This is a genomic window from Actinomycetota bacterium (genome assembly GCA_016700055.1).
Taxonomy (GTDB): domain Bacteria; phylum Actinomycetota; class Acidimicrobiia; order Acidimicrobiales; family Ilumatobacteraceae; genus Kalu-18.
In genome coordinates this window covers 983,957-1,001,597 of the sequence record CP064997.1, presented here as the reverse complement: position 1 = coordinate 1,001,597, position 17,641 = coordinate 983,957, and the positions used below count along the sequence as shown (strand labels likewise).

General features: G+C 71.2%; 13 protein-coding genes. 7 read left to right on the top strand and 6 right to left on the bottom strand.

Annotation, left to right across the window (positions count from 1 at the left end):
* Positions 1-3 precede the first annotated feature (3 nt).
* On the bottom strand, positions 4-1,101 hold the full coding sequence (locus tag IPM43_04795) for a cytochrome P450 (GenBank protein ID QQS26333.1): 1,098 nt from the start codon (positions 1,099-1,101) through the stop codon (positions 4-6).
* 210 nt (positions 1,102-1,311) lie between these two features.
* On the opposite strand from IPM43_04795, the gene IPM43_04790 reads away from it, so the two are divergent.
* The gene (locus IPM43_04790; protein ID QQS25691.1) at positions 1,312-2,451 is read left to right on the top strand and encodes an aminotransferase class I/II-fold pyridoxal phosphate-dependent enzyme; all 1,140 of its coding nucleotides are present in this window, start codon (positions 1,312-1,314) and stop codon (positions 2,449-2,451) included.
* On the opposite strand, the gene IPM43_04785 is transcribed toward IPM43_04790, so the two are convergent.
* Complete coding sequence (locus tag IPM43_04785; protein ID QQS25690.1) at positions 2,426-4,648, bottom strand: DUF4012 domain-containing protein; 2,223 nt, start codon at positions 4,646-4,648, stop codon at positions 2,426-2,428. The two genes, IPM43_04790 and IPM43_04785, sit on opposite strands and share 26 nt — an antisense overlap.
* Before the next feature lie 82 nt (positions 4,649-4,730).
* Between IPM43_04785 and IPM43_04780 the strand changes: the two genes are divergently transcribed.
* The 4 genes from IPM43_04780 to IPM43_04765 all read left to right on the top strand — a co-directional run bounded on the left by IPM43_04780 (position 4,731) and on the right by IPM43_04765 (position 8,016).
* Positions 4,731-6,500: an SLC13 family permease gene (locus IPM43_04780; protein ID QQS25689.1), complete on the top strand. Its 1,770-nt coding sequence runs from the start codon at positions 4,731-4,733 to the stop codon at positions 6,498-6,500.
* Positions 6,501-6,559: 59 nt separating this feature from the next.
* Positions 6,560-7,084 (top strand): hypothetical protein, encoded by a 525-nt coding sequence (locus tag IPM43_04775; protein ID QQS25688.1) that lies wholly within the window; start codon positions 6,560-6,562, stop codon positions 7,082-7,084.
* Positions 7,085-7,192: 108 nt separating this feature from the next.
* Entirely contained in the window at positions 7,193-7,483 is a 291-nt protein-coding gene (locus IPM43_04770; protein QQS25687.1) for a DUF1778 domain-containing protein, read from the top strand.
* Between the two features lie 119 nt (positions 7,484-7,602).
* On the top strand, positions 7,603-8,016 hold the full coding sequence (locus tag IPM43_04765) for a GNAT family N-acetyltransferase (protein ID QQS25686.1): 414 nt from the start codon (positions 7,603-7,605) through the stop codon (positions 8,014-8,016).
* On the opposite strand, the gene IPM43_04760 is transcribed toward IPM43_04765, so the two are convergent.
* Positions 7,997-9,853, bottom strand: a complete 1,857-nt coding sequence (locus IPM43_04760) for a hypothetical protein (protein QQS25685.1) — start codon at positions 9,851-9,853, stop codon at positions 7,997-7,999. The two genes, IPM43_04765 and IPM43_04760, sit on opposite strands and share 20 nt — an antisense overlap.
* 147 nt (positions 9,854-10,000) lie before the next feature.
* Positions 10,001-11,308 (bottom strand): nucleotide sugar dehydrogenase, encoded by a 1,308-nt coding sequence (locus IPM43_04755; protein QQS25684.1) that lies wholly within the window; start codon positions 11,306-11,308, stop codon positions 10,001-10,003.
* A 25-nt stretch (positions 11,309-11,333) separates the two neighbouring features.
* Here IPM43_04755 and IPM43_04750 point away from each other — a divergent pair, with 25 nt between their 5' ends.
* Positions 11,334-12,572 carry a beta-lactamase family protein gene (locus tag IPM43_04750; GenBank protein ID QQS25683.1) on the top strand — a complete coding sequence of 413 codons (1,239 nt, stop codon included), beginning with the start codon at positions 11,334-11,336 and terminating at the stop codon, positions 12,570-12,572.
* Between the two features lie 10 nt (positions 12,573-12,582).
* On the opposite strand, the gene IPM43_04745 is transcribed toward IPM43_04750, so the two are convergent.
* Both IPM43_04745 and IPM43_04740 read right to left on the bottom strand, forming a co-directional pair.
* Positions 12,583-13,566 (bottom strand): YihY/virulence factor BrkB family protein, encoded by a 984-nt coding sequence (locus IPM43_04745; protein QQS25682.1) that lies wholly within the window; start codon positions 13,564-13,566, stop codon positions 12,583-12,585.
* A gap of 31 nt (positions 13,567-13,597) precedes the next feature.
* On the bottom strand, positions 13,598-15,175 hold the full coding sequence (locus tag IPM43_04740; GenBank protein ID QQS25681.1) for an AMP-binding protein: 1,578 nt from the start codon (positions 15,173-15,175) through the stop codon (positions 13,598-13,600).
* Positions 15,176-15,328: 153 nt separating this feature from the next.
* Here IPM43_04740 and IPM43_04735 point away from each other — a divergent pair, with 153 nt between their 5' ends.
* The gene (locus IPM43_04735) at positions 15,329-17,641 is read left to right on the top strand and encodes a peptidoglycan-binding protein (protein QQS25680.1); all 2,313 of its coding nucleotides are present in this window, start codon (positions 15,329-15,331) and stop codon (positions 17,639-17,641) included.

Below are 17,641 nucleotides of genomic sequence, written 5' to 3'. Positions count from 1 at the left end.
CGCTCACGCGACGGCCAGCTCGAGCCCGGTCAGGCCCCTGATCACGAACGTCGGGTTGTAGCTCGGCTCGGCGGCCAGCACGAGCCCGGGCGCCAGCGAGGCCAAGGTGGCCAGGCTCACCTCCAGCTCCAGCCGGGCGAGAGGGGCGCCGATGCAGAAGTGGGTGCCGCCGCCGAACCCGACGTGGGTGGCGTCGCCACGGCCGGCGTCGAAGCGATCCGGGTCGGCGAAGTGGTCGGGATCGCGGTTCGCGGACCCGAACAGCATCGCGATCTCGTCTCCCACCCGAAGGTCGACGCCGCCGACCTCGACACCCTCCTCGAGCACCCAGCGTTCGAAGAGCTGCACGGGTGTGTCCCAGCGGACCATCTCCTCGACGGCGGTGCGGGCGGCGACCGCGCCCGACGTCACGCGTGCCCACTCCCCGGGGTGCAGCATGAATGCCCGCATCCCGTTGCCGAGGGTGTTGACGGTCGCCTCGTGGCCGGCGTTCAACAACACGATGGTGGTGCAGACGATCTCGTCCTCGGTGAGCCGCTCGCCTGCTTCCTCGACGGCGACGAGCTGCGCCACGAGCAGGTCGTCGGGGCGGCGGCGCTTGTCGGCGAGCAGGGCCCGCGTGTAGGCCACGAAATCGCGCGCCGCGGTGTTGGCCGCACCTCGCTGCTCGTCGGTCGTGGTGAGCTCGTACATCTTCACGATCGCATGTGACCAGTCGAGCAGCATCTGCGTGTCTTCTCGCGGCACGCCGAGCATCGAGCAGATCACCGCCACTGAGTACGGCTGGGCGTAACCGGTCAGCAGCTCGAACCCGCCGCTCTCGACGAGCGGTGCGAGCACCATGGCGGAGAGCTCTTCGATCATCGGCCGCAGCGCGGCCACCGCGGAGGGGGTGAAGACCTTCGTGACGAGCGAGCGCAGCCGGGTGTGATCGGGCGGCTCGAGGTTGAGCAGGCTCCAGCGCTCGCTCTCGACGAAGTCGCTCCAGCGGGGGTCCGGCGCGGGCCGCCCGAGCTCGGCATGTGTGTACCGATGGGTGTAGATCCGCCCGAGCCTGCGATCGCGCAGTGCGCCGTGCACCGCGTCCCAGCGGGTGACCATCCACTGCTGGGAGGGCTCGTACCAGAACACCGGGGCGCCGGCGCGCAGCTCGGCCAGCACCGGGTAGGGAGCGGCGATGAACGCCGGATCGGTGAGGTCGAAGCGCGTGAGCAGCTCGTCCGAAGGTGCCACAGGTCGGCGACGCTAGCGGGCATGTTCCACCCGGCGGGATCGACGGGGGAGCGAGTCGACCCTGGCACACTTGGTCACGTGCCGGTGTGGAAGGTGCCCCTGCTCGCCGCCGAGATCGGCCCCGTCGAGCGAGACCTCGTGGCCGAGGCCCTGGCCTCGGGCAGGGTCGGCACGGCCGGCCCCGACATCGACTCGTTCGAGACCGAGCTGGAGCGGTTCACCGGGGCCGGAGCCGTCGTGGCCGTGGCCAGCGCGAGCGCCGCGCTGAACCTCGCACTGGCGGTGCTCGGCGTGCAGCGCGGCGACGAGGTGCTGGTCAGCGACCTCGCCCGGCCCCATGCCGGTGCCGCGGTCGTCGCCGCCGGCGCTCATCCGTGCCTGGTCGATTGCGAGCCCGACGGCTGGCACCTCGACCCCAACCTGCTCGCCGACGAGCTACGCCGCCGTGCCCACCGCAGTGCTCTGCCGGCGGCGGTGGTGTGCAGCCACCTGTACGGGTCCATGGCCGACGTCGGGCGCATCGCCGCGACGTGCGAGGACTACGGGGTGCCGCTGGTGGAGGACGCGACGAGTGCCCTCGGCGCCATGGTGAACGGAGTGCCTGCGGGGCGCACGGGAGCTCTCGGAGTGCTCGGGTTCGACGGGCCCGAGATCGTCACCGCGGGGACCGGCGGCGCCCTCTTGTCACACCACGTCCACCTCGTCGACCATGCCCGGCACCTCGCGGGCCGCGACCCTCACTCGTCGGTGTGGCCCGACGACACCGAGATCGTGGCCGACCACCGCATCGGCAACCTCCAGGCCGCGCTCGGGCGAGGTCAGTTGCGGACGTTGCCGCAGCGGATCGACGCGCGTCGCCGCGTCCGCAACGCCTACGAGCGCTCTCTCGGAGCGGCTCCCGGCATCCGGTTCCAGGCCGGCCCCGAGGGGGTCGAACCGAACCACTGGCTGACGGTCATCTCCGTCGACCCGGTGCTGTTCGGCGCCACGGCCGACGAGGTGGTCGCCGCGCTGCACGCCGAGCGCATCGACGCGCGGCGCGCGATGACGCCGGTGCACATGCGGCCCGCGTTCGCCGGTGCCGAACGTGTCGGCGGCGGTGTCGCCGAGCGGGTCGCGGCGAGCTGCGTCTGCCTGCCGTCGGGCGCCGCGCTCACCGAAGCGGATGTGGCGTGGATCGCCGACGTGCTCGTCAGGGCACGCGGTGAACGGGCGTGAGCCCGGTTCCGGCCAGCACGCTGCGGCCCGTGATCTCGCCGCCGTAGGCCGACAACACGGTGCCGTCCGGTGCCTCGACGATGATCGACACATGCGCCGGCTGCCCCGGTTGCGGGCGGATCACCAGGTCGCAGCTCTGCGCCTCGATGCCACCCTCGAGCTCGAAGCGCAGTGTGGCCCGCTCGCTCGGGCCCAGCTCGACCTCCGTGGAGTGGACCTGCCAACCCGCCTCGGTCTGCGATGCCGAAGGGGCGAAGCGCCCGTTGAGCTCCATCTTGGCCAGGTCCTGCGCCGAGTAGAGGCTGACCAGGGTCCGGCTGGTCCCGGAGGGATCACCGCCCTCGTTCGGCGCGCGGTTGGTGAGGGTCACCGCGGCGATCGCCTCTACCTTGCCGGTCTTCGCGTCACAGGTCGACTCGTAGCGGATCTCTCGCTCCACGAACGCGTCGACATGGTTGCCGTCGAGGTTGTTCGTGACGACGCCCAGCCCGTCGCGCCCTTCGAGCGGTGGCAGGGCTCCGTCGACGCCGAGCCTCTCCATCAGCAGCTGCTCGCTCGCGCGGTTCGACCAGACGACCAAGTGGCCCGCCGCGGCAGCCGGGCCGAGAGTGGCCCCGATCGTCGGAGGAGGCGGCAGCGACGCCGTGAGCAGCACCCCGAACACGGCGTTCGCGCCCAGCGCGTCGAGACCGGTCGGCGTGATCCCCGCCGGCGGCACGCCCGCGGCCGCGAGCAGCTCCTCGTCGACGAGCGAGCCGAGCGCGACGAGGCCGGCGGTGTCGACGAAGGCCACGGCGTCGACGGTGCGGCCTGTTGTCTGCTCGTAGAGCTGGGCGGCCACCGCGGCTGCGGCCGGCGCGTCGGCCGGCATGGTCACCGTGCGCCACATCTCGGCGGCCACAGGCGTTCGGGCAGTCCCGGCGCCGTGATCGCCGTACCGCTCGAAGAACTCCGCGGTCGCGTCGAGCGGCCAGCGCTCCCCGGCCGCGAGCGCGTCGACGAGGTCGTCGACGGCACCTACACCGGCGACCCGGAGCTTCCCGCCCGAAGCGACCAGCTCGGTCCAGCCGACGATCGCACCCGATTGCCCGCGAGCCTCGGCGCCCGTCGTGACCGCGACGAGGTAGCGCCGCTGGCCGTCGCCACCGAGCATCGCGGGGAGCTGCTCTGCGGCGAGGCGACTCCGCGCGGTCTGCTGCTCCACCTCGGCCGTCTCCTCCATCGCGCGGTCGAGTCGGTCACGCAGCGGCGGGGCGAGCCACGGCGAATCGGCGTCGTCCAGCGCGAGCCGCATCGCGGTCAACGACTCCTCCAGAGCGGCGAGGGGTGCCGCGAGGACGGAGACGGCTTCCAGGTCGATCGCCCCGTCGGTGAGGGTCAGTGCGTCGAGGTCGAGGAACTCGAGCGCGTCGGCGGCGGCATCGGCCGCGACAGCCGCGTGGTCGATCACCCCTTGGATGCTCGAGCGGTGCTGGGCGAGTACGGGAACCGCCCGCGACGGCTGGGTCCAGGGGGAGTCGAGCCGTTCGTGCGCGTCGTCGAGCAGGGTGCTCGCGTCGTGGAACGCGGCGGCGGCGCCGTGGGGATCGCCCGCGCGGAGCAGGTCGAGCCCGTCGAGCAGCCGGTCGTAGCCGTCGCCGGCCGACGCGCGCGCCTGGATCGCCCCGGCGACGAAGCCGCCGAGCGCGAGCGCGACGAGCACACCGGCGACGATCGCCAACCTCGACGCGCCGAGGCGGACGTCGGGCGAACGCCGTCGCAGGCCCGTGCCGACGAGCAGCACTGCGGTCGCGGCGGCGACCATCGCCGAGCCGGCGAACACCGGGCTCCATTCGAGGCGCAGCACGAGCTGGACGATCAGCCCGGCGACGAGTGCCCGCAGCGCCGTCTGGCCGCTGGCGGCCAGCGCGATCGCGACGGCTGCGCCGAGCGCGACGACGCTCAGCGCGAACATTGCGGGCTGGCCGAGGTTCGCCGCCCCGACTCCGCTCGCGGCGAGCACGAGCGCCCACGTCGGCGCCGTGGCGCCGGCCCAGGTGACGAACGCGGCGGCGCAGAAGCAGATGATCGCATCGGCGACGGGGGTCCCGGTGGGCTGGCAGCCGGCGACGGTGGCGAGCAGCCCGCTCAACACCGCCACCGCGCCGACGAGGGGTGCGTCGTGGTGCAGTGTCGGGGCCTGGTGGGGAAGGCTCATGTCCGGCCATTCTCACCCACTGTCGGCGGCGCCTCGGCGCGGGGTGGGGTCGTCACCGGCCTCTGTGCAACGCTGCATCGCTGTGCCCGCAGACGCCTGGATCACGCTCGTCGTCCTGGTAGCCACGTTCGCCGTGCTCGCGCTGGAGCGCGTGCCGGCGGCGGTGGCGATGGGCGGGGCGATCGCGGTGCTGGTGCTCGCGGGGGTGATCGACGAGGAACAGGCCCTGTCCGGCTTCGGTTCGTCGGCGCCGGCGACCATCGCCGCGCTGTACGTCCTGGCCGGGGCGGCGACGGTCACCGGTGCTGCCGGACCACTCGTCGACCGCGCCCTCAGCGGGGCGCGCAGCGACCGCGCCCGGCTGCTCTACGTCGCGGGCGGCACGGCGGCGGTGTCTGCCTTCGTGCCGAACACCCCGCTCGTCGCGTTGCTCGCCCCGCGGCTCGTCACCTGGGCGCGAAGGACCGGTGGCTCGGCAACGAAGTACCTGATGCCACTGTCGTTCGCCGCGGTCCTCGGTGGGGTGGTCACGGTCATCGGCACCTCCACCAACCTCGTCGTGTCCGACCTGTTGCGCCGCTCCGGCGAGGAGCCGCTCGCGATCTTCGAGATCACTCCGGTGGGACTGCCGGTGGCGCTGGCGGGCGTCGCGGTCTTGGTGCTGCTCACCAAGCGCCTGTTGCCCGACCGCGCCTCGGTCGAGTCATCGCTCCAGGAGTCCGCGAGGCGCTTCACGGTGGCGATGCGGGTCGTTCCCGGTGGCCCGCTCGTCGACCGGTCGGTGTCCGAGGCAGGGCTTCGCCACCTTTCCGGGGTGTTCCTCGCCGGTCTCGCCCGTGGCGCCCACGTGGTGCCACCTGGGCCGGACACCGTGCTCGCCGAGGACGACACGCTGTACTTCGTCGGTGACGTGACGAAGGTGGTCGACCTTCACGACGTGGCCGGCCTGGTCTCCGCTGAGCAGCCGCACGTCTCGGGGGTGGGTGACCGGCCGGGCGCGCAGCTCTACGAGGCGGTCGTGTCCGAGCGCAGCGCTCTCGCGGGGTCGACCCTGAAGGCCGGAGGCTTCCGCTCGCGCTATTCCGCGGCCGTGCTCGCCATCCACCGCGCGGCCGAGGAGGTGAGCGGCAAGCTCGGCACGGTGGTCCTGCGCCCAGGCGACGTGCTGCTCGTGCTCGCCGGGTCCGAGTTCGACGAGCAGTGGCGCCAGCAGGGCGACTTCTCCCTCGTCGCCTCCCTCGGCGAGCAGGCCCCGCCGCGGCGCGCCCGAGCTCCACTCGTGTGGATCGCGGTCGCCGGCTTGGTGATCGCGAGCGCGCTCGAACTGCTCTCGCTGCTCGAAGCCTCGGTGCTCGCCGCGGGGGCGATGCTCGCACTGCGCGTGATGTCGCCCGCCGAGGCGCGGCGCTCGGTCAACTTGAACGTCGTGCTCACCATCGCGCTGTCGATCAGCCTCGGTGCCGCCGTCGGCGAGAGCGGTCTGGCAGACGAGATGGCCTCGCTGCTCGGTTCCGTCGGCGATCCGTTCGGCGACGTCGGTCGGCTGGTCGCCGTTCTGGCGGCGACGATGCTGCTCACCGAGCTGCTCAGCAACAACGCGGCGGCGGCGGTGATGTTCCCGGTCGCCGTGGCGACCGCGAACGAGGCCGGTCTCGACCCGCGCTCGTTCGCGATCGCGGTGCTGATCGGCGCGTCCTGTTCGTTCCTGTCCCCGATCGGCTACCAGACGAACCTGATGGTGTACGGCCTTGGTGGCTACCGCTTCGGCGACTTCGTGCGCCTCGGGCTGCCGGTGACGCTCGCCACCCTCGTCGTCACTCCTGTGGCCGTGATGCTCACGCTCGGCATATGACCGCGCCCCACCTGACTCGCCCACTGGTTCGCCGTGGCGGTCACGGCTCAGCTCGTCCCGTGTTGTGGGCGATCGGTGTCGAGGGGATGACGGTCAGTCCGCTCGCCTCGAGCATCATCGGCGGCGGGGTGTTCGTCATGGGCCTCGTGGTGGCCGGAACTCTCTCCGACTACAAGGACGCCGAGCGGGCGCCCACCGACCTGGCGGCCGGTCTGTACTCGATCCTCCGTGAGACCGAGTCGATGAACGCGACCTGGCACCTGCCGGAGATGAACCAGATGCGTGCCCGGCTCACCCAGGTCGTCATCGCGCTTCGCGGTGACATCAACGCCGGCGACACCAGAAACGGCCAGGCGGCGATCGAGGATCTCTCGTCGTCGTTCCTGACCCTCGAAAACACCGACGTCCCCGCCAACTACGTCGTGCGGCTCCGACAGGAGCAGGCCGGGCTCCGCAAGGCGATCCTGCGCATCTACCACCTGCAGCGCGAGCAGTTCCTGCCGTCGGCCAAGGCGATGATCGTCAGCATCGTGCTCCCAGGAGGCCATGGAAGCCGCCGCGTTCATCGAGGCAACCGAAGGTGAAGCCTCCGACAACCAGGCCGCCAACGAACGCTGATCAGCTCGTCCGAAGGCGCCGACTCAAAGACCGGCCTGTCCGGACAATGTCCGGACACTGCTATCCTCACCCGCATGAGTGAGCCCGCCACAACCTCGTCGCGCCGACACCGACTGGAGGTGCGCGTGACGCCCGAACAGGACGCCCTCATCCGTCAGGCGGCCGACCTCGAGTTCACGACAGTCACCGCGTTCGTCCTCGAGTCAGTGACCTCGAAGGCGAAGCGGGTCGTGAAGCAGCACCAGGACCTGGTGCTGTCTAACGAGGCCTTTGATCGCTTCATCGTCGAGCTCGACAAGCCGGCCGAGGTCGTGCCCGAGCTCGTCGAGCTGTTCGAGAAGCACCCGAAGCTCAGCGAGGGGTGAGGCCTTCGCAGGGTTTGCGTCTAGAGCGGCTGGACGCCGAACACGACCTCTTCAAGTTCGACTCGGGCAACGACGAGCTCGATGGTTGGCTGCAACGCCACGGTCTCGCAGCCCAGCAGATGGATTCGGCACGCACGTTCGTCCTCGTGGAGCAGGACCGGGTCGTGGGCTACTTCAGCCTCACCATGGGTTCCGTCCTGAGACAGGACGCGCCCGCGAAGCTCGTGCGTGGACTCCCCGCGTACCCAGTCGGAATGGTCTTGCTCGCTCGACTCGCTGTCGACCGGAGTGAGCAAGGAATTGGACTCGGCGCGACGTTGCTGGCCGAGGCGCTCCGGAAGGCGGTTGCAGCCGGCGACGCAGCCGCCGCGCGGCTGGTCGTGGTCGACGCGATCGACGAGGACGCCGCCTATCTCTACGAGTGCCACGGGTTCATCCCCGCGCCCGACAACCCGCTCCGGCTCTACCGCCGAATGAAGGACATCGCCGCCAGCCTCGAGACGAGCAAGAGGCTCAGGGCGACTGCCACGTGACGCACAGGCCGGCCGGGAACAGGTTCTGGTTCCACGAGTAACCCGACTTGGTGAGCGAGGTCACGCAGAACCGCAGCGTCCCGCCCGGAGCGAGGTTGGTCACCGTCCCCGACTTGAGCGTCACCTTGCCCTTGTCGTTCGTCAGCCCTGTGACGGTCTTGTAGACGGTGCCGTTGCGCGCCCAGGTGCCGCTCACGCTGACCGCGGCGATCTTCGCCCCGTTCGCGCCGACGACGGTGACGACGGCCTTGGCCGACTTGCCCCCGGCCACCGCCCCACCGGTGATCGTCACCGCCGAGACGTCGAAGGCGGCCCCCGGCGGGGAGCTGGTCGTGGTCGTCGTGCCCGGCACGGTGGTGGTGGTGGTCGTAGTCGTGGTCGTGGTCGTCGTGCCCGGCGGTGTGGTGGTGGTGGTCGTCGGTGTCGTCGTGGTCGTGGTCGATCCGGTCGGGATCGTGCCGGTGAGCGAGTACCGACCGAGGCTCGCGTAGTCGGAGTAGCCGGTGTTCAAGGGGTTCGCGTAGCCGATGCCGTCGACGAACACCGTGTAGGTGCCAGCGGGGACCGATGCGGTGATCGAGGCACCGAGACCGGTGGCGACGTCACCGGTGCCGCCCGAGGCCGGGTCTGCCGAAGCGACGACCGCCCCGGTCGAGTCGCGCAGCTCGAGGCGGATGTCGAGGTTCGCGCTCACCTCTGCCGGCGCCGCGGTGAGGTTCACCGTGCCGCCCGCCGTGACGAAGGAGAACGCGTCGAGGTCGGTGCGCGCCCCGATGATGCCGGTGGAATCGACGGCGGGGCCGGCCAGAGCGGTCGCGGCGCCGGCCGTGCCGCCGTGGTCGTCGCCCGCGAGCGGCGCGCCGTACGACGCGATGACGGCGAGGTCGTCCTGGGGCTGGTTCGCGCCGGCGTACTCGCCGCGGCTCCACTGCGTGATCGGCCGGTTGTAGCCGACGCCCATGATCGGTGCCCACGATCCGTGCCCGGAGTAGTAGCCGACTGATGCGGTGCCGTCGTGGCTGAGCCCGAGGTTGTGGCCGGCCTCGTGCGACGCGGCTTCGGAGATGCCCTTGGCACCCGAACCCGTGCCGCGCTGGAAGACCCATGCGGGTTGGTAGTAGGCGTGGCCGGGGGCGGCGTCGAAGGTGCCGACGTAAGCCACACCGCCACAGCTGCAGCTCGAGTAGATGGTGGTCGTGTTGGTGACGACGACGCGGGTGCCGAAGACGGTGTCGGCGGAGCCGGAGCGGTCGATCGCTGCCGCGCCGGGGTCCTCGGTGGTGACGTTCACGTCGAACGGCGCGTAGTCCTCGGCCACGCGTAGCCAGACGCTCTGCACGACCTCGCGTTCGGCGTTGGAGAACGTGGCCGGAGCGCCGTTCGTGTCGTACGCCCCGGCGTTGATCGGCAGTCCCGACGTGAAGCTGTCGTTCCAACCGGTGCCGCTGACGCTGTGACCGTCGAAGTCGAGGTAGATCGTGCGGCTCGCGCCCGGACGGCTCTGCAGCTCGAACGCCTGGGCCGGCGGGTACGGCGCGTCGAGCACCGGGTCGGCGGTGGGCACGGCCAGTGCGGCCTCTTCGACGACGAACAGCTGGCCGGAGCGGTCGGCCCACGTGGTCGGATCGGCCAGCAAGCGGTCGACCGTCGCCGCCGGCAGGTGGCGGTTGCGGTCGCGCAGTTCCTGGCGGCCACCGGCGAGGGTCACCGCCTGGGTGGCGGGCAGCGCCTCGTCGAAGATCTGGTCGATGCCCGGCGGTGAGTCGGCGGCCGTGGCGCCCGGTTCGGCACGGGCGAAGGTCGAGCCCGTCACGAGGACGGCGCCCGATCCGGCCACCGCCGCTACGACTACTGCTACTACGCCTCGACGCACCGGACGACACCACCTTCGTGCTCGTGCCGCACCCGCAGTCCGGTCACACTTCCCCGGTGTATCGGCGGTGATCAGGTCCGGCTGAAGCTTGATCTGCTCGGTCTGCGGACGCTACAGCACCTCGCCGGTGTAGGCGTGGCCACGTAGCAGGTTCTTCGCGTCGAACACGCGCCGCGAGTGGGAGGCGATCGTCGCCGGGGAGAACTCCGGGTGGTCGACGAGCACGACGACGACCTCGGCGCCGGCGAGCTCAGCCGCGTTGAAGGCCACCAGCGGGAAGCGCAGGCGCTCGGCGTTCACCTCGGCGATGTGGGGGTCGCAGAAGCGCACGTCGGCGCCGCTCGCCGCCAGCCGTTCGGCCACGACCAGGCTCGGGCTCTCCCGCCAGTCGCTGGTGCCCGCCTTGTACGCCAGGCCGAGCAGCAGCACTCTGGCGCCGTTCACGGCCAACCGGTCGCGGTTCAGCATCGCCGCCACGCGGTCGTGCACGTAGTCGGGCATGTGCTCGTTCACGTCGTTCGCGAGCTCCACGAACCGGAACGTGTGACCGAGGTGTCGCTTGACCCTCCAGGCCAGGTAGCTGGGGTCGATCGGCAGGCAGTGGCCGCCCACCCCCGGGCCGGGGGTGAACTTCATGAACCCGAACGGTTTGGTGGCGGCGGCGTCGATCGCCCGCCAGATGTCGACGCCGAGCTCGCGGGCGAACATCGCCATCTCGTTGACGAGGGCGATGTTCACGTGCCGGTAGGTGTTCTCGAGCAGCTTGACAAGCTCGGCCTCGGCCGGCGAGCCGACCGCCACGGTGGTGTCGACGAGCGTGGAGAAGAACGCGTCGACCGCCTGCAACGAGGTGTCGTCCACCCCGGAGACCACCTTCGGGGTGTTGACCAGCCCGTGGCGGGGGTTGCCGGGGTCGATCCGCTCCGGCGAGTAGCCGAGCGAGTACTCGCCTCGGGCCAGGCCGGACTCGGCCTCGAGGATCGGGGCGAGCAGCTCTTCGGTGGTGCCCGGGTACGTCGTGGACTCGAGCACCACACAGCTTCCTGGGCGCAGGTGCCGGCCCAGGTCGCGCCCGGCGGCCTCGATGTAGGTGAGGTCGGGCAGGCCGTCGCGCAGCGGTGTCGGCACGCTGATCACGGCCACGTCGAAGTCGGCCAGGTCGGCAGGGTCGGTGGTGGGCGTGTAGCCACCGGCGAGGGCCGCCGCGAGCTCGGTGTTGGTGACGTCGCCGACGTAGCTCTCGGCAGCGGCGAGCGACTTCACGCGCTCGGCGGACGCCTCGTAGCCGACCACGGTGAAACCCACCGCGCAGGCCCGCATCGCCACGGGCAGCCCGACGTAGCCCTGCCCGACGACGACCACCTTGGCGGAGCGGTCGGCGAGACGTGTCCGGAGGGTGTCGTGGACGGAGGCAGACATGGCGCTCCAGGCTACGTTCTCGGCGATGACACACAAGCTCGAGGTGGATGCAGACCCGGCCGAGCTCGGCCTCGACGCCGGTCGACTCGGGCGGGTCGACGCGTTCTTCCGCCGCTACGTCGACGACGGGCTGCTGCCCGGATGGCTCATCGCCGTCATGCGCGACGGCAGGCTCGGACACCTGTCCACCTATGGCTGGCGCGACGTCGAGACGCGCGATGCCGTCACCACCGACACGGTCTGGCGGATCTACTCGATGACCAAGCCGATCACGACCGTGGCCGCGCTGATGCTGTGGGAGGAGGGGGCGTTCGAGCTGAAGGATCCGGTGAGCCGGTTCATCCCGGCCTTCGGCGATTTGAAGGTGTGGCGGGCGGGTTCGGTGACCAACCCGGTGCTCGACCCGCTCACCGAGGAGATGGCGATCTGGCACCTGATGACGCACACGTCAGGGCTGACGTACGGCTTCATGTTCGCCCACTCGGTCGACGAGCTGTACCGCCGCGCGGGGTTCGAGTGGGGGGTGCCACCCTCGACCGACCTCGCCGGCGTCGTCGACACGCTCGCCGGGTTGCCGCTGCTGTTCCAGCCCGGCGCGGAGTGGAACTACTCGATGGCCACCGACGTGCTCGGCCGTGTGGTGGAGGTCGCTGCCGGCGCGCCGCTCGACGAGGTGTTGCGCACGCGGGTGCTGGAGCCGCTCGGGATGCACGAGACCGGCTTCTCCGTGCCGGCGGAGTCGGCCGATCGCCTCGTGTCGCTGTACGGACCCCATCCGGCGACGAAGCAGGCCGTGAAGCTCGATCAGTTCGGCAAGGCGGCGTTGCGGCCCCCCGCCGCGCTGCTCGGTGGCGGTGGTCTGGTATCGACCGCGGCCGACTACCTGCGCTTCGCCGAGATGCTCCGCCGTCGTGGCGAGCTCGACGGCACCCGGTTGCTGTCGCCACGCACGGTCGAGTACATGGCCTCCAACCACCTCCCCGGCGGGGCTGATCTCACCGAGTTCGGCAGGCCGCTGTTCTCCGAGACGACCTTCGACGGCGTCGGCTTCGGTCTCGGCGTGAGCGTCACCGTCGACCCCGTCGCGGCCAAGGTGCCGGGCTCCGTCGGCGACTTCGGGTGGGGCGGCGCGGCGAGCACGACGTTCTGGGTCGACCCGGTGGAGGACATGACCGTGTTGATGATGACCCAGCTGCTGCCGTCGTCCACCCACCCCCTGCGCAGCCAGCTGAAGCAGCTCGTGCACCAAGCCCTCGTCGACTGACGGCGCGCGTTCAGTCCGCCGGCGGGGGCTCGCCGGCTTCCGTCTCGAAGGTGACCTCGATGCGCTGGTCTCCGAGACGCTGCTGCGCGGCGGCGGCGCCGGCGAGCGCCTCGCGGTCGGCCGGCGTGGCCGCGCTGGTGAACAGCGAACGAGGCCAGAGACCGCGATGAGCGACGACGTTGACCTCGGCGCAGAACACGAAGAGCTGGGCGACGAGGTACAACCAGCTGAGCAGGCCGATCACCACTGCGAAGGTGCCATATGTGTCGACGGCGCCTTTGACGGTGCGGTCGACGTACCAGCGTCCGACCTCCTGCAGCAGCAGGTAGCCGACTGCTCCCACCGCGGCGCCCGGCACCAGGGCCCGCCACGGTGGCTTGCCGACGGTGAGTGCGTAGAACGCGACGAGGAACAACAAGAAGTTGACGACCAGCGCGAGCGCGATGCCGCCGATCCTCGCCGCCCCGGCGACGCCGGGGATGAGCGGGACGAGCTGGGAAGCGGCCGTGCTGGCGATGAACACCAGGCCCATCGCGCCGAGCAGGGCGAGCGAGCGGGCTCGCTTCGCGAACCAGTTCGGCTCGTCCATCCGCGGGACGTTCCACACCGCGTTCATCGCCTCCTGCGCGGCGAGCATGCACCTCAATCCGGCGTAGATCGCGAGGGCGACCCCGACCACCAGAGCGGGCACGCTGCCCTCCAACGCGTTCACCCCACCGGCGAGCTGGCTGCCGATGATCGGGATCTCGGCGAGGATCGAGTCCTGCAGCTCGGCGGCGTCCTGCTCGCTGACCACGAAGCTGACGATCGTCGTGACCGCGAGCAGCAGCGGGAAGAGCGAGAAGAACCCGAAGTAGGCGATCAGCGCGGCCTGACGCCCGGCGCGGTCGTCGCCGAACTTCTTCACCACCCCGACCGTGAAGGCCAGCGGCGTGTGGCGCTGCTGCCACGTGTCGAGGCGCTCCTTCCACGTCGCGACGAAGCCGGCTGCCATCGCGGCGATGCTCGCGCGTCGCGAACCGGGGTCAGTTCACCTGGCGGGAGCGGCCCGACCAGTACGGCTCACGCAGCTTGAACTTCTGCAGCTTGCCGGTGGCCGTGCGGGCGAGCGATTCGCGCAGCTCGACCTGTTTCGGGCACTTGTAGCCGGCGAGCCTGGTGCGCGCGTAGGCGATCACGTCGGCCTCGGTGAGCGTGCTCCCGGGCACGGTCACCACCAGGGCCATCACGAGCTCACCCCACTTCTCGTCGGGGACGCCGATCACGGCGACCTCGACGACGTCGGGATGGCTGAAGATGGCGTCTTCGACCTCGATCGAGGAGACGTTCTCGCCTCCGGTCACGATGACGTCCTTCTTGCGGTCGCTGATCGTCAAGAGGCGTGCGTCGCCGGCCGCGCCGAGGGCGTCGATCGAGCCCCCGTCGCCGGTGTGGAACCAGTCCGGGCCGTCCGGGTCGTCGGCGGCGGGGTGGATGGCTTCGCGCGTCGACTCGGGTTGGGCCCAGTAGCCGTCCATCACCACGTTGCCGCGAGCCAGCACCTCGCCGTCGGGCGAGATGCGCAACTCGATGCCGACCGCCGGCCCCCCGGCCGGGGACAGCGCCTGGGCGCGCTCGGCCGGCGACAGCGGATCGAGCTCGGCTCGGCACCTGTTCATCGTCAGCAACGGAGACGTCTCGGTGAGGCCGTAGATCTGCGCGAACTCCCATCCGAGCTCGGTTTCGACCCGTTCGATGGTGCGTGTCGGCGGCGGCGCGCCGGCGACGACGATGCGTACCGCACCCCTCCCGGGAATCGGGCCTTCCCAGTCGGTGGCCGCATCGAGGATCGCGTTGACGACGGCCGGTGCCGCGCAGAGCATCGTCACCGAGTGCGCCGCCACGCGTCGCAGGATCTCGGCGCCGTCGATCTTGCGTAGCACGACGTGCATGCCGCCCATCGCCGTGACCGCGTACACCATCCCCCACCCGTTGCAGTGGAACTGGGGCAGCGTGTGCAGGTACACGTCGCGGTCGGACACGCCCATGTGCCACCCGAAGGTGGTGGAGTTGATCCACAGGTTGCGGTGGGTGAGCTGCACCCCCTTCGGCCGAGCGGTGGTGCCGCTCGTGTAGTTGATCGTCGCCGTGGCGTCCTCGTCGGGGATCCACGGGCGGGGTTGCACTCCCGGGCGCAACAGCTCGGCGTCGCTCTCGGCGCCGATCACGAAGCGGCGCTCGCAGCGCACGTCGGCGAGCGCCTCGTCGAGCTCGGGGTCGACGAGCAGCACCCTCGCGCCGGAGTGCTCCACGATGTAGCGCACCTCCTCGGCGACGAGGCGGAAGTTCACCGGTACGAGGATGCGACCAGAACCGCTCACCCCGAACAGGCTGGTGAGCAACCTGGCCGAGTTGTGACTGACCATCGCCACCCGCTCGCCGACACCGATGCCGAGCGCGTCGAGCCCGGCCGCCTGGGCGCGGGCGCGGTCCGCGATCTCGCCGTAGGTGAGCGAGCCCCACGACTCCGCGGGCTGGTCGGGCTCGTCGATCACACCGATCCGCCGCGCGTACAGCTGCTCGGCGCGGCGCAGGTGGTCGTTGATCGTCAGCGGCACCTTCACGCGCGGGAGCGTAGATCGCACCCGCGCGGCAACCACCATGCAACACTGCGGCGATATGCCGCTCGGTCATGGGTAAAGGTCGGCGCCATACGGGCCGATTGCCTGACCAGAACGCCGGATGAGAGCGGCGTCTCCCGAACACGTGAGGTCTCGATGCACGACACGTCAAGCCGCCAGCCTCAGCCTGCCGCCGGCCGCCCGCGCCGCGCCGGTTTGGTGGTGCTCGTCGCCGCGGCGCTCCTCGCTGCGGCCTGCAGCGGCGACGACGGGGGCAGCCCGGGCAGCGAGCCCGACGACTCGTCGCCGACGACCGAGTCCGGCCCCGACACCGGTGCGCCCGGCGACTCGTCGGCTCCGGGCACCGACGCCCCGGCGAGTGAGACGCTCACCGTCGGCGTGGTGATGCCCGACATCGGCTCCTTCGCCCGGTTCGCCTCGGCGCAGTCTGCGGCCGTGGCGCTCGCGGCGAGCGACATCAACGACGCAGGTGGTGTGCTCGGCCACGACGTCGAGGTGCTGGCGTTGCCCCAACGACTGGGTGAGGGGATCGACGTCGCGATCGACGAGCTGGCCGCGGCCGGAGTGCGCGCCTTCGTCGGCCCCGCGTTGTCGGTCGACACCGCCGACGCGACGCGCTTCCTCGTCGACCGGGACATGTTCGCCTGCTCGGCGTCGTCAACGCGCCCCGGGCTGGTGCAGCCCGGCCACCTGGCGAGGACCGCCCTCGACGACCGGCTGGTGGCCACGAACGCCGCGCACTACGTGCGCGATCGGCTGTCCGACCCCGAAGATCCGCCCACCGTGGCCGTGCTCCACCGCGACGACGACTACGGCACCGGCATCGCGGCAGTTCTGCGATCCGTGCTCGAGTACGAGGACATCGCCGTGACCACCGTCTCGTACCGCTCCGAGGCGAACCTGTTCGCGGAGCAGGTGGCCGAGGTCCGTCAGGCCGCCGCCGACCTGGTGGTGGTGGTGTCGCTCGGCGAAGGCCTGAACGCGGTGCGCGAGCTGCTCGCCGCCGGCGTCGACCCGGCGACGATCGTCGGCCTCGACGGCCTCGGCACGCCTCGCCTCGCCGAACAGGTGTCGGCGAGCGATCCCACCGCGGCCGACGGCATCACCGTCATCGGCACGAGCGGCGACCTCGCGTTCATGTCCCGGCTCGCCACCAGCGCCGATGCCCAGGTGCTCTACGGCGCGCAGGCGTACGACTGCGCGATCTCGGTCGCCCTCGCGGCCGAAGCCGTCGGCGGGCGTACGGATCCGTTGGTGTTCGCCGAGGCGATGGCCGACGTGACGACCGGTGGCGAGCCCTGCACCACCTACGCCGACTGCCTGGCCAAGCTGCGCGCCGGCGACGACATCGACTACGACGGCCCGAGCGGCCCGCTGGAGCTCGGCTCCGACGGCCAGCCCGGCGGGGGCCGGTTCATCATCGCCTCCGTGCAGGACGGCCAGCTCACCCAGTTGGAGTCAAACCGTGTGGTGGTGGCCGACATCCTGGCCGATGCCGCGGCACGCCTCGCCCTGCAGGAGGGGCAGTTCACCGCCGCCCTCCAGAGTGACCTGCGCCTGCTCGGCTACTACACCGGCGAGGTCGACGGCATCGCCAGCACCGAGCTGGCCGATGCGATCTCCCAATTCCAGGCCGACGAGGGGCTGCCGGCGACCGGCGTCGCCGACGACGCCACTATCGCGGCGATCGCCGAGCGCGTCGGCACCCGCAAGTCGGCGACACTGCTCGCCACCGCCGAGCTGCAGTGGGAGATGCAGCAGCTCGGCTTCTACGACGGCCCGGTCGACGGCATCTACCGCCCGGCGCTGGCCGACGCGGTGAGGGCGTTGCAGGCCAGCCTCGGTGTGCCCGAGACCGGTCTGCTCGACGTGGCCACGGTACGCGCGGCGTTCGCGGCCGGGCTCCTCGCCCAACCCGCGCCGCCCGCCACCACGGTGCCGCCGGGCACCACCGCCCCGCCGGCCACGCAGCCGCCGCAGACCAGCGCGCCGCCCGAGACGGCGCCGCCGGCAACCCAGCCGCCGGTGACCCAGCCGCCGGAGACGTCCGTACTGGACGTGATCGCGGCCACACCGGAGCTGTCCGCGTTCGCCGCGGTGCTGGAGATGCCGGAGCTCGCTGCATTGAGGGACGAGCTCGCCGACATGACGCACCGGTTCACCGTGTTCGCGCCGTCCAACACCGCCCTCGAGCAACTCGGCGACGGCGGCCTCGACCCGGCGACGGTCGAGCGCGTGGTGCGCTTCCACGTGCTGCGGGGAGCCTTCGCTCTCGGCGACCTGGTCTCCGGTGACTACGCGACGTTGCTCGACGGTCAGTACGTGAACGTCGACGTCGCCGGCGGCGCGGTGTCGATCGGCGGGGTCGGGGTCGAGTCGGGCGACGTCGAGGCGGACAACGGGGTCGTCCACGTGCTCGGCGGGGTGCTCGTGGCTCCGTCCCCGTAG

Bases quoted from the DNA above. Each gene is read 5' to 3' on its own strand.
- IPM43_04795 (QQS26333.1), bottom strand. From the start codon at position 1,101: ATGGTCACCCGCTGGGACGCGGTGCACGGCGCACTGCGCGATCGCAGG.
- IPM43_04785 (QQS25690.1), bottom strand. From the start codon at position 4,648: ATGAGCCTTCCCCACCAGGCCCCGACACTGCACCACGACGCACCCCTC.
- IPM43_04770 (QQS25687.1), top strand. From the start codon at position 7,193: ATGAGTGAGCCCGCCACAACCTCGTCGCGCCGACACCGACTGGAGGTG.
- IPM43_04750 (QQS25683.1), top strand. From the start codon at position 11,334: ATGACACACAAGCTCGAGGTGGATGCAGACCCGGCCGAGCTCGGCCTC.
- IPM43_04745 (QQS25682.1), bottom strand. From the start codon at position 13,566: ATGGCAGCCGGCTTCGTCGCGACGTGGAAGGAGCGCCTCGACACGTGG.
- IPM43_04735 (QQS25680.1), top strand. From the start codon at position 15,329: ATGCACGACACGTCAAGCCGCCAGCCTCAGCCTGCCGCCGGCCGCCCG.
- IPM43_04755 (QQS25684.1), bottom strand. From the start codon at position 11,308: ATGTCTGCCTCCGTCCACGACACCCTCCGGACACGTCTCGCCGACCGC.
- IPM43_04765 (QQS25686.1), top strand. From the start codon at position 7,603: ATGGATTCGGCACGCACGTTCGTCCTCGTGGAGCAGGACCGGGTCGTG.